This is a genomic window from Planctopirus sp. SH287, from assembly GCF_056500625.1.
On sequence record NZ_CM151403.1, the window covers coordinates 1,389,902 to 1,402,689 of the forward strand.

The 12,788-nt window shown below is 52.1% G+C and carries 16 protein-coding genes and 2 tRNA genes; 17 read left to right on the plus strand and 1 reads right to left on the minus strand.

The window, feature by feature from the left end; all coding sequences use genetic code 11:
• The first annotated feature begins 53 nt into the window (after positions 1–53).
• From SH287x_RS05080 to SH287x_RS05090, 3 genes are all read left to right on the plus strand, one after another.
• Complete coding sequence (locus tag SH287x_RS05080; protein ID WP_479517374.1) at positions 54–1,553, plus strand: MATE family efflux transporter; 1,500 nt, start codon at positions 54–56, stop codon at positions 1,551–1,553.
• A gap of 316 nt (positions 1,554–1,869) precedes the next feature.
• Positions 1,870–2,574 (plus strand): ABC transporter ATP-binding protein, encoded by a 705-nt coding sequence (locus SH287x_RS05085; RefSeq protein ID WP_479517375.1) that lies wholly within the window; start codon positions 1,870–1,872, stop codon positions 2,572–2,574.
• Complete coding sequence (locus SH287x_RS05090) at positions 2,571–3,917, plus strand: ABC transporter permease (protein ID WP_479517376.1); 1,347 nt, start codon at positions 2,571–2,573, stop codon at positions 3,915–3,917. Before SH287x_RS05085 ends, SH287x_RS05090 begins: the two co-directional genes overlap by 4 nt.
• A gap of 246 nt (positions 3,918–4,163) precedes the next feature.
• Here the strand turns inward: SH287x_RS05090 and ettA are convergent, their stop codons facing one another.
• Positions 4,164–5,840, minus strand: coding sequence for an energy-dependent translational throttle protein EttA (gene ettA, locus SH287x_RS05095; RefSeq protein ID WP_479517377.1), 1,677 nt, complete (start codon positions 5,838–5,840; stop codon positions 4,164–4,166).
• A 512-nt stretch (positions 5,841–6,352) separates the two neighbouring features.
• On the opposite strand from ettA, the gene SH287x_RS05100 reads away from it, so the two are divergent.
• From SH287x_RS05100 to SH287x_RS05165, 14 genes are all read left to right on the plus strand, one after another.
• Positions 6,353–6,778, plus strand: coding sequence for a flagellar biosynthesis anti-sigma factor FlgM (locus tag SH287x_RS05100; protein WP_479517378.1), 426 nt, complete (start codon positions 6,353–6,355; stop codon positions 6,776–6,778).
• A gap of 66 nt (positions 6,779–6,844) precedes the next feature.
• Positions 6,845–7,339 carry a Fur family transcriptional regulator gene (locus tag SH287x_RS05105; RefSeq protein WP_479517379.1) on the plus strand — a complete coding sequence of 165 codons (495 nt, stop codon included), beginning with the start codon at positions 6,845–6,847 and terminating at the stop codon, positions 7,337–7,339.
• Positions 7,340–7,538: 199 nt separating this feature from the next.
• Positions 7,539–7,622 (plus strand) — tRNA-Leu (locus SH287x_RS05110).
• A 93-nt stretch (positions 7,623–7,715) separates the two neighbouring features.
• Complete coding sequence (locus tag SH287x_RS05115; protein WP_479518666.1) at positions 7,716–7,982, plus strand: helix-turn-helix transcriptional regulator; 267 nt, start codon at positions 7,716–7,718, stop codon at positions 7,980–7,982.
• A gap of 15 nt (positions 7,983–7,997) precedes the next feature.
• On the plus strand, positions 7,998–8,237 hold the full coding sequence (locus SH287x_RS05120) for a helix-turn-helix domain-containing protein (RefSeq protein ID WP_479517380.1): 240 nt from the start codon (positions 7,998–8,000) through the stop codon (positions 8,235–8,237).
• 42 nt (positions 8,238–8,279) lie between these two features.
• Positions 8,280–8,540: a hypothetical protein gene (locus SH287x_RS05125; RefSeq protein ID WP_479517382.1), complete on the plus strand. Its 261-nt coding sequence runs from the start codon at positions 8,280–8,282 to the stop codon at positions 8,538–8,540.
• Positions 8,533–8,796 carry a hypothetical protein gene (locus SH287x_RS05130; RefSeq protein ID WP_479517384.1) on the plus strand — a complete coding sequence of 88 codons (264 nt, stop codon included), beginning with the start codon at positions 8,533–8,535 and terminating at the stop codon, positions 8,794–8,796. The genes SH287x_RS05125 and SH287x_RS05130 overlap by 8 nt, the downstream gene beginning before the upstream one ends.
• A gap of 64 nt (positions 8,797–8,860) precedes the next feature.
• Positions 8,861–9,271 (plus strand): hypothetical protein, encoded by a 411-nt coding sequence (locus SH287x_RS05135; RefSeq protein ID WP_479517386.1) that lies wholly within the window; start codon positions 8,861–8,863, stop codon positions 9,269–9,271.
• Between the two features lie 533 nt (positions 9,272–9,804).
• A complete protein-coding gene (locus tag SH287x_RS05140; protein WP_479517388.1) occupies positions 9,805–10,671 on the plus strand; it encodes a tyrosine-type recombinase/integrase in 867 nt (288 codons plus the stop codon).
• 12 nt (positions 10,672–10,683) lie between these two features.
• Entirely contained in the window at positions 10,684–11,550 is an 867-nt protein-coding gene (locus tag SH287x_RS05145; protein WP_479517390.1) for a phage integrase SAM-like domain-containing protein, read from the plus strand.
• Positions 11,551–11,600: 50 nt separating this feature from the next.
• On the plus strand, positions 11,601–11,867 hold the full coding sequence (locus SH287x_RS05150; RefSeq protein WP_479517392.1) for a hypothetical protein: 267 nt from the start codon (positions 11,601–11,603) through the stop codon (positions 11,865–11,867).
• 10 nt (positions 11,868–11,877) lie between these two features.
• A tRNA-OTHER gene (locus SH287x_RS05155) sits at positions 11,878–11,947 on the plus strand.
• A gap of 46 nt (positions 11,948–11,993) precedes the next feature.
• On the plus strand, positions 11,994–12,365 hold the full coding sequence (locus SH287x_RS05160; protein WP_479517394.1) for a hypothetical protein: 372 nt from the start codon (positions 11,994–11,996) through the stop codon (positions 12,363–12,365).
• Positions 12,366–12,524: 159 nt separating this feature from the next.
• Complete coding sequence (locus tag SH287x_RS05165; protein ID WP_479517395.1) at positions 12,525–12,773, plus strand: hypothetical protein; 249 nt, start codon at positions 12,525–12,527, stop codon at positions 12,771–12,773.
• Positions 12,774–12,788: the final 15 nt, after the last annotated feature.

The following is a 12,788-nucleotide window of genomic DNA, read 5'->3' on the forward strand; positions in this document are numbered from 1 at the left end:
ACGTACTTCTATAGACGCACTCTTGGATTCCTCTTTTTATGTCAACGGATTGTATGACCTCAACCATTGAGGCCTCAGATGTCGCCAGCAACTCTTCCTCGGTCACGATCGGCAAAGCGAAGCCGGGTTCGATGCGTGAATTGCTGCTGATTGCCATTCCCATGGTGATCAGTGCTGGTTCACAGTCGCTGATGCACATTATCGACCGGATCTATCTGACCTGGCACCATGTTGATGAAGTGGCTGCTGCGCTGCCGGCTGGAATACTCTTCTGGGCGGTGCTCTCCATCTTTCATGGGATGGCCTCTTATATCAACACTTTTGTTGCTCAGTACGAGGGAGCCGTTCGCCCGGATCGGGTGGCTGCCACGATGTGGCAAGGGTTTTACTTTGCCCTGATCAGCGGTGGACTGCTTATGTTGCTGGCTCCTTTGGCTGGCCCACTGTTTGCAGCGATTGGTCACTCTGAAGAGATCCAGAAGCACGAGACGACCTATCTGTCGATTCTGCTTCTGGGGGGGATTCCCACTGTGATGGCCACTGTTCTGGGAACATTCTTTACCGGGCGTGGGCAGACAACTGTGGTCATGTTTGTGAACGTTGTCAGTGTGGCTGTGAATGCGGTTTTGGACTATGTCTTCATCTTCGGCTGGGGGCCGATCCCGGAAATGGGGATTGGCGGCGGCGCATTGACTGATGTCATGGCCAACGTCGGAACATGCGTTGTCTTGGGGGGCCTCCTATTCTGGCCTTCCATCTCTCAACGTTATCAATTCTGGAAACACCGGGGGATTGATCGCGCCCTGACGATCCGGATGCTTTACTTCGGCTTTCCCGTCGGTCTGCTGTTGCTGATCGATGTCTCGGGCTGGGCCATTTTTATGAATGCGATTGGCTGGCTGGGAAAAGCCGAGCAAGTCGCCACCAATCTGGCGTTCAATCTGAACACGCTGGCGTTTATTCCGGTGATTGGTTTGGGGATCGCCGTCTCAACCTTGGTCGGCATGCGCATTACCGAAGGCCGACCGGATCTGGCAGCACGCACGACCTGGATGGCCGTGGGATTGTCGGTGGGTTACATCGCGTTTTGCAGCACAATCTATCTGATGTTCCCCAACATTCTTCTGGCTCCCTATGAGTGGAAAGCTCATGGAAACGAATTTGCCGAAGTCAAAGAAGTTGTTATCCAGTTGCTCTGGTTTGTTGCGGCTTATTCGTTTTTTGACACGCTGGCCATTATTTTTGGATCATCCATTCGAGGAGCGGGCGATACCCGGTTTTCAATGATCTTCACTTTGGTTTGTGTTTTCCTCTTATTGATTGCCCCTACGGTCGTTCTTTTCACCTGGTTTAAGCCCACGCTTCTGATGTGCTGGGCGTACTGCTCGCTGTATATCGTGGTGATGGGTGTGGGCTTTATGCTCCGTTTCCTGGGCGGAAAGTGGAAATCCATGTCTGTTGTCGAACCAGATCTGGTTGGTAACGGGAGCGCTATGAACATCCATTCTCCCCCCGTGACAATGCTGGAGGTGGAACCCATTGCACCGGTCTGATCACGACTTTGTGATCTGTTATGGTTAGCGGTCTGTATTGCCCACAAGGAGACATGGCTTCACTTTAGGAAATTAAAAGCAATTCACTTGCATTATCATCAGAGTTGCGTCATTGGGCTTGATCTGTCACAGTCTTCGGGGCATTCCTTATCTTTCAATCCAAGCGTACTTGATCTAGTCACCGTGTCCGTTTGCAATGGTTCAGGCCATGTTCTGATAGACAACGAGATTTTTGCTAAAAAATCAGCAGGGGCTTCTCGCGGGACGCCTTAAAAAGTTTGATGAAAAAGCCGAGTCGGCTACGCCAAGGATTCCTATGTCGCTCGAAATGAAAGACGTTGCGAAAACCTACGCTGCCCCAGGGGGTGGGTTTCAGACAATTCTTCAGGTTCCCCAATTCTCGCTGGCACAAGGCGAGCAAATGGCTCTTTTGGGAACAAGCGGCAGTGGCAAGACCACACTGCTGAACGTCGCGGCTGGTATCACCCTTCCCGACACGGGATCCGTGTCCGTGGGAGGGGTCAACATCACCACGATGATCGAAACGGTTCGTGACCGGTTTCGATCCGAACGCATTGGTTATGTCTTTCAGACTTTTAACTTATTGCCCGCGTTTACAGCGCTGGAAAATGTTTTGCTGGGAATGAGTTTTTCATCGCAGCCGGTGAATAAATCGCGAGCCATTGAGTTACTGAACCGGGTCGGGTTGGGAGACCGCCTGCATTACCGGCCGGGACAACTCTCCGTGGGGCAGCAGCAGCGCGTGTCAGTGGCGAGAGCTGTCGCAAAGATTCCACGCCTCTTGTTGGCAGACGAACCGACCGCGAACGTGGATGGCCCGAATCAGTCGGCCATCCTTCAGTTAATGCAGGAAAGCTGCCGAGAGCACAATGTCACGTTGTTGCTTGTGACGCATACGGCTGAGGTTGCCCAAATGTTTTCTCGTGTCGAGCAATTATCGGATTTTAATACCGCTGCTCCGCGGGCTGCATCATCACCCCTGACGGGAGCCATTGGATGAACATTTTTCAGATTGCCTGGAGAAGTATTCAGCAGCGATCGGTGGCCTCGCTTCTCACCGGACTGTCCGTCGCGCTGGGCGTGATGCTGATGGTCGCCGCGATGATTCTTTACGGTGTTATCGCCAGCACATTTCAACAGTCTTCGGTGGGTTACGACCTTGTTGTCGGTGCAAAAGGAAGCCCGCTGCAACTGGTGCTCAGCTCCATCTATCGAGCTGGCCCGCCCATTGAGAATCTTCCTTACCGATTCTATAAGGATCTTCAGAAAGACCCTCGTGTTGAAGCGGCCATCCCCATTGCGTTAGGTGATGCGACTGAAGAAGGCGCGTTTCCGATTGTAGGAACCGTTCCGGAATACTTCTCAATCCCTTATGCGCAGCACCGTGAGTTTGCTGTTCGTGGAACTTTTTTCCGGAAGCCATTTGACGCTGTCATTGGTTCACGGGTGGCTGCTAACAATGGCTGGAAAGAGGGATCCCAATTCCGCATGGTTCATGGCGGAGCCGATACCGGGCATGTCCACGATGAGAAGTTCACCATTGTGGGAGTTCTCGCCCCGACCGGGACACCCAACGATCGGTCGGTCTTCGTGAATCTCGATGGTTTTTATCAAATTCAAGGACACGACAATCCGTTTGATCAAGCGATCAGACGGGAGCGGGAATTCTATGGCCAGCCTCCCCTTGAACCGGAAGTTCTTGCAGCAGAAGTTCAGCGGCTCGAAAAACGTTACGGCCACCACAATCACGATCATGCCCCTGGCGAGGAGCATTTCCATGACATTCCGATGGTGCAGAAAGATGTGACAGCGATTCTGGTGACAACTAAAACAGCAATCGCAGCCAGCCTGATGGAGGGGGAATACAAGAAGGGTTTCAAAGCTCAGGCGGTCAATCCCATACGCCCGATGAATCAGCTGCTCACAGACATCCTTGGGAATATTCAAATCCTGCTGATGGTGATGACGGGATTGATCATTGCCGTTTCCGGCATTGGAATTTTTGTCAGCATTTATTCGTCGCTTCAGGAACGCCGCCGTGAAATTGCTATCATGCGGGCTTTAGGTGCCCGTCGCGAAACAATCTTCGGCATCATTATTGTCGAGTCATTACTGCTCTGCCTGGGCGGTGCTATTGCAGGGTTACTTCTTGGTCACTTGCTGGCCGTTTTGGCAGCTCCGATCGTGACTGCACGAACTGGCATCCTGTTGAATGGATGGACATTTCAGCCTGCCGAGTGGATCCTCTTGCCGGCAATGGTGGTTCTGGCCGTGATCGTCGGATTGATCCCCGCGTTGTCGGCCTACCGAACGGAAGTCGCCTCGAACCTGACACCCTCTTGAGTCGTGCATTTCAAAAGGGTCTGGCTTTCTGTCGGCGTAAGAATTCATGCTTTTCCGGACAAATGACAGTCATACTCGGCGACATTGACCTGGAACGGGGTCTCTGAGCCTGACAGGAAGCCTTCGAATCTTTCTTTCTGAGAGAGGTTGGTTGAAGAGGGGCGTGTTGCTGGTCACACGGCTGGTTGATCAGGCCCTCACCCCCGGCCCTCTCCCGCGAGCGGGAGAGGGGGTTTATAGGCCGGGCTAAATTCCCGTCAGTTTCTTATAGCGCATGGGCTTCGGCTTGTCGGCATCTTCACCCAATCGCTGCTTCTTGATGGTTTCGTAAGTGCCGTAATTTCCTTCGTGCCAGAAGACCTGGCTATCCCCTTCAAAGGCCAGAATGTGAGTCGCGACACGATCCAGGAACCAGCGATCGTGGCTGATGACAACCGCACAACCCGAGAAGTTCAATAAACCTTCTTCGAGCGCACGCAACGTATCGATGTCCAGGTCGTTGGTGGGTTCGTCGAGTAACAGGACGTTTCCACCGACCGTTAATGTCTTGGCGAGCAGCAAACGGTTACGTTCCCCACCCGACAGGAACTTGACCTGCTTCTGCTGATCAGGCCCCTTGAAGTTGAACTTGCCGCAATAGGCGCGGGAGTTAATCGAGACATCCCCGTACTTGAGGTTGTCATTGCCGCCGGAGATATTCTCGTAAACCGTTTGCTCGCCATTGAGCGTCTCACGGTTCTGCTCGACGTAGGCGATTTTGACCGTGTTACCAATGGTCACGGTTCCCTTGTCGGGTTTATCGAGTTCCATAACCAGTCGGAAGAGAGTTGTTTTCCCTGCACCGTTAGGGCCGATGACTCCAACAATTCCAGCGGGCGGCAGTCGGAATTCCAGATTGTCGAAAAGAAGCTTGTCGCCAAACGCCTTCGTGACACCATCAAACTTCACGACCATTTCGCCCAGTCGCGGGCCAGGTGGAATCTTGAGTTCGATGGTTTCTTCTCGCTGTTCCTGTTCTTCGGCTACCAGCTTTTCATAGGCAGCCAGACGAGCCTTGCTTTTGGCTTGCCGGGCCTTGGGGGACATTCGCACCCATTCCAGTTCGCGTTCGAGAGTTTTCTGACGAGCTGATGCCTGTCGGTCCTCTTTCCGCATACGTTCCTGCTTCTGCTCCAGCCAGCCGCTGTAGTTCCCTTTGAATGGGATACCGTGGCCTTGATCCAGTTCCAGAATCCACTCGCAGGAGTTATCGAGGAAGTAGCGGTCGTGAGTGACCGCGACCACAGTGCCGCGATAGTCATGGAGATAACGCTCCAGCCACGCGACGGATTCTGCATCCAGGTGGTTTGTGGGTTCATCGAGCAGGAGCATGTCGGGATGCTGGAGTAGCACTTTACAAAGTGCCACACGTCGGCGTTCGCCCCCCGACAGCGGGCCAATTTTTGCATCCATGGGCGGCAAGCGCATGGCATCGGCGGCGATAGCCAGTTCGCGATCCAATTCCCACAGGTTCTCGGCGTCGATCTGTTCCTGGATCTTCCCCTGCTCTTCAATGAGCTTGTCCATTTCATCAGCGTCAGGGCCTTCCCCAAACCGCTGATTGATCCAGTCATACCGAGCCATCAATGCTCGTTTGGCAGCGATTGCCTCGTTGAGTTCATCAAGCACGGTGTGTTCTGGATTAAGGACAGGCTCCTGGGGCACGAAGCCACAGGTATAGCCGGCTGCCATCCGAGCCGTCCCCATGAAGTCTTTGTCGACGCCGGCCATAATTTTGAGCAGCGTGCTTTTGCCTGCGCCGTTTCCACCGAGAACGCCAATTTTGGCACCGGGATAAAATGACAACCAGATTCCTTTGAGGATTTCCCGCTTGTCGTGGAATTTCCTTAAGTCTTCCATTGCGAAAATATACTGCTCGCCCATTCGGTGATCCCTGGCCTTCTAAAAAATATGGTCAACCCGAAAAGCTGAGTCGACGTCGCTGACAGAGCCAGCCTCGCTTGCGATGAATCTCAGCATGCAGAGGATACAGGCTCTGTGGAAGTTGCCCCATTGTGACTGATCTTTCTTGTAACCGATAGCGAGGCGATCTGCGCTTTTTTGAATGTGCAAGCCCCAATGACACCGAATTTTGAACATTCTGGATGAGTGAATTGCAAATTCGTCATACAAAGCCCGACAGTACCAAAGTCGAGCCAGGTGAAAATGTCTTAGCGAAGCTCGTTAACTCTTGGCTTAAGGTTGCCGATAACTTTGTCTGTCAGGAAGACAAGCACTCACACAGAAGCTGGAACCTATTTCCTTGATGGAAGTTACGTTTCACCTGCCAAGGGTGGCTGATGTTGGCCTGAATGTGAGGAAACCAAGAGGTTTCCTGTTTGTTCGTCGGGATGACGACCTATTTTTGTGTCTTCTTTCCCGATGGAGAACGCCTCATGTCCCTCTCTCGCAACACCAGGTTGAACCGCTTAGGCACTTTCCGGTATCATTCCTGCACTGGCTTCGAGCGATTGTGGCTCGATGTCATTCAGTTGGATGGGTCAGAACTGTGGTCGGATCAGTCTGGAGTGGACGGCATGGATGTCAGCGGAGTGAATCCCTCTTTCCGCGTGTTGACGACGCAGCCGCATGCTGTTTCGTCAAAGGACAACCGGTCCCCCGCAGTTCCCGTCTCACCGCGAGATGATCTGCACATTTCGACAGCAGGCCGAATGCTCGACCAACTGAACCAACCACCAGAAATTCGCGAACAGCGTTTGAACGCCATCCGTGAAATGATTGCCAATGGCACTTATGATACAGAGGCCAAGCTGGAAGCTGCCGTTGAGCAAATGTTGAATGTGTGGCGGGAAGAAAAGTAGTCTGTTGTCCTGAGCCGAAGCATTTCCTCGTCGGCTTCCTTCTCAGACAGCCGTGGGGGATTCTCAGTGCATCTTGCCGCATTTAATGAAGATATTGCTCCGGTCGAAAAATTTCGCGAGTTCCTTCTGACCAAGGGAATGCGGCTCACCCCGGAACGTGAAGCTGTCGTGACAGCGGTCTATGCCACTCATGATCACTTTGATGCTGAGCAATGGGTTGCCAATCTGTCGCAGCGGGGCCGGAAGGATGGCGCCAGCCGTTCGACCATTTATCGGACATTGAGCCTGCTGGTTGAGGCCGGTTTACTTCGCCGGGTGGCCCGGGCCAATGACCGTGAAGTTTATGAACATGACTATGGCTATCCTCAGCACGATCATCTGATCTGTGACAAATGTGGCGATATGATTGAATTCGCCAACGACGTCATTTCAGAAGCGCTGGAGAAGGTTGCCATGGAGCACGGTTTTCGGATGTCGGGGCATCGGCTGGAGGTGGAAGGTGTGTGTGCCAAGTGCCTGCGTCCTCCACAAAGGTCGCATCGTCGCCTGGACATGATCTAATTCCGGAAAACGCCTCGAAGTCAGGGAGTGCTCGTGGAAATCTTCAGTACCAGTTGCACCTGTTAAAAAATTTCAGAGAAATGGTGCTGAATCTGGCGTTTCTATTGGGAGAAAAGCATTTGGCAAAGAATCTGTCTCTGGTTTCTTGTTGGCAGACTTGCCTAAGAAAGCAACGTGACGTATTCTTCGCCAACCACCTGCCCAGGTGGCGGAACTGGCAGACGCGCTAGCTTCAGGAGCTAGTGGGATAACTCCCGTGCAGGTTCGATTCCTGTCCTGGGCACTCAGAGCTGGCTGGAGTAATTCGCTCCAAGCCAGCTTCTGGCACGTTCGGGGTTACTTTTCCCCAGATCGTGCTACAATCGGAGGCATGATCATGCTCGCCCCAAAACCTGAGACAGAGACGTTTCGCGCGAACGTGAAGTCGCGTTGTATTTCAGTTGGTCTGACACAGGTGCAGTTAGCGGAGGCTGTTGGCGTTACTCAAGGTGCAATCAGTCAAATACTCCGAGGAGCAGTCGAACCACGTCTTACCACAGCGAGTCAAATCGCCAAAGCACTTGGTACGACGGTTGATGAGTTACTTCATTCTCCAGTTTCTGATGTTGCTCAATCTGAACTTGTGATTCAGCGATCTGCTTAACCTGGAGGCATGATCATGCTCGCCTCAAGAACCGAAGGAACGCTTCAGCACAATTTCAGTGCCAACCTACGTGCTCGTTGCAAAGCTTGTAGAATCACGCAAGAACAGTTAGCTGAACTTGTCGGTGTTACTCAGCCATCTGTTAGCGGTTGGATTCGTGGCGAATCGGAACCAAAACTTTCGCATATTGTGAAAATTATTGAGATTCTTGAATGCTCTCTGGATGATTTAGTTCGTCCTGGTGTAGGGAATTAAGAACAGCAATGGACTGCGTGGCCATACCGATAAAGGTAAGTCATGTCGACGAAGGTTCTGACCGAGCTCACAGAGAAACGAATCAAGAAGCTGATGATTCTTTGGTACGCAATTGCGGCAGGTGGCCTCGTCTTGATTCTTGCGGGTGCTGGGATATGGAAATGCTTTGAAGACCCCGTGTTGAACCAGGCATATCTGGCCAATACCGGGACGGCAATCGGGATCTTGGGTGTAGTGACTTTCGTGATAGGTTTCTTTGGGATCTGTTATGCAAAGTTCCAAGCGTGGTGGCATCATGGTTGAATCGAAACTGTTGGTTGAACTGACTGAAAAGAAGCACAAGGCAGGAATGCTAAAGTGGGGTTTTGTCTCACTAATATCAGCTTTCATTGCGATTATCAGTTCTGGTTTATGGATGACGTTTAGCAACCCTGCAAGTCAATCCGGGGGATATGCGGTTCTCTTCGGAGTGACTTTAGTGTTTGGGATTGCAGGGGTTGTTGTTGGGATTGTTGGAGTGTGTGTGTACCAGGCCAAAGCGTGGTGGGATCATGGATAGGCACACGACGGGTTCTGCTGCGATGGATGGAGTGTCTAATCCAAGAAAGCTGAAAGTCACGACTATGCAAATGATTTCTTGGAAATGCCCATCCTGCGAGCAGGTAACAAAGATTCCTGAGGGAAGTGATCCTCGCTATTGTGGGGATTGTTCAAGGACTGCGAAAAATAAGCTTGTTATTGCTCGAGAAGAGCATCAAGGATCCAGAGAACCATCGGTCGAGCAGGCCAGAGAGACGATGGGCAGTCAAGAAGTCTTGCGACTGCGTCGAGTCACCCACTTGATTGTCTCGGACGTAATGTTCGTTATGGGACTCTCGATGCTTTCGACAGGAATCCTGCTTGGATTGTGTGGTGCAGGGTTATTGCCGATCGGCCCGTTTCTAGTTGGAATTCCGGCATTGGGAGGATTCGTCACAATCGTTGGCGGTGTGTGTTACAAGCTGATTGCGAAGTTCCTCGTGCAGCAAGTCTAAAAAAATTCCAAGACTGGGCTTGTAACAAAATAATAGAATGCTATTATCCCCTCGTCGACCTCAGCCTCACCGCTGAATCGATGCGGTGAGCGATGACCGGGCTGGCCCACGGATGGGTTCAGCAAACTCTCGTGACAGGACTGGCACCTGGCTGATGGATTTCAGCCGGGATCAGCGTAAAGCCGCATAACGCCATCCAAACTGTTGCGGATTGTAGTGAATGTGATGGATTTCACAGACCTACGGTCTTCTCTGCGGAACTCTCCCCAGGTCTCAACACGATGAGGGTGCGTCCATATGGAACGTGCCGGTCATCGTCAGCAGCCGAAGGTCTGCCCGCAGTCCGGTTGTACGGAGCCTCAACCGTCACAGCATTGCTATCACTGCGCCAGTAGTGAGGCAATCTGTGATCAGGTGCCGGAGAAATTGCGCACAGTGTCTGACGACAGTCAATTCAGAATGTAGAGAACAACTGAACGGAGACACGAAACACCACGGAGGGGCCAACCAGAAATGAAAGGCAGGCCTCAGAAATGCAACTCTATCGATTCTTGAAGAACCACTATCTGTTGAGACACTTCGATCTTCGCCAGCGATCAATCCAACAACTCGAAGTCTGTATCAGCGTGTTTGGAGAATTCCTGAAACGCCCCCCACTCCTGAGTGACCTCACTGATGACAACCTGCTGAGGTTCTGCGGATGGATGAAGCACGAACGAAAGTCCTCACCAACAACAATCAACTCGAAACGACGGATGGTTATCTCGATGTGGCGAGAAGCGCACAGTCTCGATCTCACCAGTGTGGTGGCTCCGGATGCAGCACGAGTGCCACGGGCGCGGGTGCCGCGAAGGAACCCAACTGCATGGCGTACAGATGAGATGACGCAATTGGTAGATGCCTGCGATGCCATGCCGGTTAAACGTGGTTGGTCAGGTCAGGACTGGAGGGCGTTGTTGCTGGTCTGTTACGACACTGGAGAAAGGATTGGAGCAGTACTGAACACTCCAGTTGAACACCTCGATTTAGAGAGAGGAAAACTGACCATCACAGCGGAGGTGCGAAAGGGAGGCGAAGACAAGGTGCATGACCTGCACCCAGATACGGTGGAACTCTTGAGGATGATCAATCGTGATCAAGAGAAGCTATTCGACTACCCATTTCATCACCGTCAAATTTGGCTCGATATGGATCAATTGCTCACTAAAGCTGGTCTTCCAGTGAGCAGGCGAAATAAGTGTCACAAGATTCGCAGAACTGGGTACAGCCAAGTGTACGTGTTGGCTGGTCACAAAGAAGCAAGCCAATACGCCGGCCATCGAACAGACATGTCAGCGTACTACTTAGATCGAACTCTGCTGCCTGCCAGTCAGGCTATCAGTGTTCTGCCGAGACCGTAGAGAGGAATAGGCATGTTGCTTATCAGTTTTCTTCGTGAACGATATCTCGTGAGTCACAGTGAACTCACAGAAGGATCGATTGAACAACTGATAGTCTGCCTGAATGTATTCTCTGAATACCTGGGAAGACCAGCCTCTTTGGATGATCTATCAGATGACACACTCTTGGGGTTCCAGAAGTGGTTGCTTGAATCTAAGGATGCAGCCCCTGCTACTGTGAACTCCAAGAGACGGATGATTATCTCGATGTGGCGAGAAGCTTACCGGCAACAACTGGCTAAGCAGGCACATCCAGATACAGAAAGAGTGCCAAGGGTGAAGGTTTCTAAAAAAAACCCGACATCTTGGAAGCTAGATGAGATGAAGAAGCTCATCGACGCATGTGATGGCATCCCCATGAAAAAAGGATGGGGATCGTCACAATGGAAGGCGTTGATCCTGTTCTGCTATGACACAGGGCAGCCGGTGGGATCTGTCTTGAAAGCACTGAAAAGACACTTGAGCGAAGACAGAAAGCAGATCTCATTTCAGGTTCGAGGCAGAAATGGAAGGCTGATTCAGAGTCTATCTGATCAGACTGTTGAGGCACTAAATGCTGCATGGAATGCAGACAGCGAGACGATCTTCGCGTTCCCATTCCATCGCAGGTATCTATGGCAGTCGATGGATCGGCTACTGGTTGCAGCAGGGCTACCAAATACACATAGAGATAAGTTCCAAAAGATCAGGCGTACTGGGTATTCACTCACCTGGCTTATTGCCGGGCCAACTCAAGCGAACCGATATGCGGGGCATCGGTCTGATATGTCTGCTGTAAATCTAGATGAGACAATACTTCCATCGGCTTTTGCCGTTGGTGTCTTGCCAAGACCTCACTAGAGAACCGCCCTGCTCTGGTTTACTGATTATCAAAACGAAAGGAGGTACTCATGGCCCCAACCGGCCTGACTAAAGAGATCCAGGCATTCCGGGATGCGCCCGGCTGCGTGACAGTGCATGTCAGGCCGGTGGACTTGCTGCATATTCTGGCCGCGCTGAAGATTGTTGATACGCAAGTGCTGCTGCGGGGAAAGATGGCGAAGACCGTCGAAGTGTTTCTCAGAGAGGCAGCAGGCGGTCTGCCGCCCAACTTAAAGCAACTGTTTCAGGATCGGACGCGGGATCCGGCTACTGAAGCTGCGTTCTTTCGTGACTAAGTAAGCGTGACGCCTGTAGCTCAATTGGTAGAGCACCCTCTGGCCCGAGGGTGATGTTGGTTCGAGTCCAACCAGGTGCAATCTAGTGATAGTTCCCAAGAAGCAATCAATTCACACGAGGTTCACATGAGCGATTTAACACCCACAAAGATGGTCACTGTACTGCGAGAAATCGCTAATCGGCTTGAAGCAATGCCCCATTGTGAAATAGATGGGAAAATAGATATCACATTCTACGAAGCCATCTCCATTGAGCAACTGCGTTGGGTCAATCAACTTTCAATGACGCCGATGGAAGCATGTAATGTTTCTGACACGCACTGGATCGAAGGGGATGTATGTGGTTGCGGCCTGACCGCCTTCTATAAAGCCGGATTGCTCAGCAAAAGAACGAAGACAGTGGTAGTTGAGGTCGAAGCAGACCTAGGGTTGTTGACTTCTCCCTCAACTACTGCGGAGCAACCCGCAGCAGCACCTGGCCAAGCAGGTTCCCAGTGATGGGTTGAGACGGGTGGGGCTGACCTTGGATTGCCCCGCCCGGCGTGTCTGCCCTAGCTCAGAAGTGGGAGAGCAGCGAACTCCGTTTCGCAGGTGCCGGGTTCGATTCCCGGGGGCAGGCTTTTCGATTCACTGAAGTCGCTCTGGCAGGATCGCAGCATGGCATTCCCGGACGTTCCACTGACTCCGTTCAACTACAACTTTTACGTCCGGATCCAGCTCACCCCCATCGGGGTGGAGATAGCCGCCGAGAACTTCTATGGGAACGATGCTGAGCACAATCCAGACGCCGAGGGCTACACCCGCTGGCAACTCTGGAGGGTAATGAAAGTGTTCGGCCCCCACATCGGCAACGGCAAGCCCATCGTCTTTAAGCCGCTCATGCAGTTTGAAATCAATGCCGAATAGGCACCCCCACCCACA

Excerpts from the sequence above, each read along its gene's own strand:
- SH287x_RS05080 (WP_479517374.1), top strand. The coding sequence starts at position 54 with ATGACCTCAACCATTGAGGCCTCAGATGTCGCCAGCAACTCTTCCTCG.
- SH287x_RS05085 (WP_479517375.1), top strand. The coding sequence starts at position 1,870 with ATGTCGCTCGAAATGAAAGACGTTGCGAAAACCTACGCTGCCCCAGGG.
- SH287x_RS05090 (WP_479517376.1), top strand. The coding sequence starts at position 2,571 with ATGAACATTTTTCAGATTGCCTGGAGAAGTATTCAGCAGCGATCGGTG.
- ettA (WP_479517377.1), bottom strand. The coding sequence starts at position 5,840 with ATGGGCGAGCAGTATATTTTCGCAATGGAAGACTTAAGGAAATTCCAC.
- SH287x_RS05100 (WP_479517378.1), top strand. The coding sequence starts at position 6,353 with ATGTCCCTCTCTCGCAACACCAGGTTGAACCGCTTAGGCACTTTCCGG.
- SH287x_RS05115 (WP_479518666.1), top strand. The coding sequence starts at position 7,716 with ATGCTCGCCCCAAAACCTGAGACAGAGACGTTTCGCGCGAACGTGAAG.
- SH287x_RS05120 (WP_479517380.1), top strand. The coding sequence starts at position 7,998 with ATGCTCGCCTCAAGAACCGAAGGAACGCTTCAGCACAATTTCAGTGCC.
- SH287x_RS05125 (WP_479517382.1), top strand. The coding sequence starts at position 8,280 with ATGTCGACGAAGGTTCTGACCGAGCTCACAGAGAAACGAATCAAGAAG.
- SH287x_RS05130 (WP_479517384.1), top strand. The coding sequence starts at position 8,533 with ATGGTTGAATCGAAACTGTTGGTTGAACTGACTGAAAAGAAGCACAAG.
- SH287x_RS05135 (WP_479517386.1), top strand. The coding sequence starts at position 8,861 with ATGCAAATGATTTCTTGGAAATGCCCATCCTGCGAGCAGGTAACAAAG.
- SH287x_RS05140 (WP_479517388.1), top strand. The coding sequence starts at position 9,805 with ATGCAACTCTATCGATTCTTGAAGAACCACTATCTGTTGAGACACTTC.
- SH287x_RS05145 (WP_479517390.1), top strand. The coding sequence starts at position 10,684 with ATGTTGCTTATCAGTTTTCTTCGTGAACGATATCTCGTGAGTCACAGT.
- SH287x_RS05150 (WP_479517392.1), top strand. The coding sequence starts at position 11,601 with ATGGCCCCAACCGGCCTGACTAAAGAGATCCAGGCATTCCGGGATGCG.
- SH287x_RS05160 (WP_479517394.1), top strand. The coding sequence starts at position 11,994 with ATGAGCGATTTAACACCCACAAAGATGGTCACTGTACTGCGAGAAATC.
- SH287x_RS05165 (WP_479517395.1), top strand. The coding sequence starts at position 12,525 with ATGGCATTCCCGGACGTTCCACTGACTCCGTTCAACTACAACTTTTAC.